Source organism: Mesorhizobium sp. WSM4989, from assembly GCF_029625795.1.
Taxonomy (GTDB): Bacteria; Pseudomonadota; Alphaproteobacteria; order Rhizobiales; family Rhizobiaceae; genus Mesorhizobium.
This window is the reverse complement of sequence record NZ_JARTVN010000053.1, coordinates 1-253: the sequence shown is the minus strand read 5'-3', so window position 1 is coordinate 253 and position 253 is coordinate 1. Positions and strand designations below refer to the sequence as shown.

Sequence of the window (253 nt, the reverse complement as noted above, 5' to 3'; positions counted from 1 at the left end):
GGAAATCGACCCAGCCGAAGGGGATCTTGGGCGAGAGATGGACGCGGCCGGCCTTCACCGCCCGGACACCGGCCCAGGCAGGATCGCGGCGCACACTTTCCGAGAAGGCGAGGTCGATGGTGACGATCACCTCCGGATCCCAGGCCAGGATCTGTTCGAGCGAGACCTGCGCCAGCCCGCTGCCCGGCTGGTCGGCGACGTTGCGGGCGCCGAGGAAGGAGAGCGTCTCGACATTGATCGAGCCGCCCAGCCC

The 253-nt window shown here is 68.8% G+C and carries 1 protein-coding gene; it reads right to left on the bottom strand.

The window, feature by feature from the left end:
• A partial coding sequence (locus P9217_RS30280) for an ABC transporter substrate-binding protein (RefSeq protein ID WP_278088339.1) occupies positions 1-253 on the bottom strand: 253 nt, incomplete at both ends.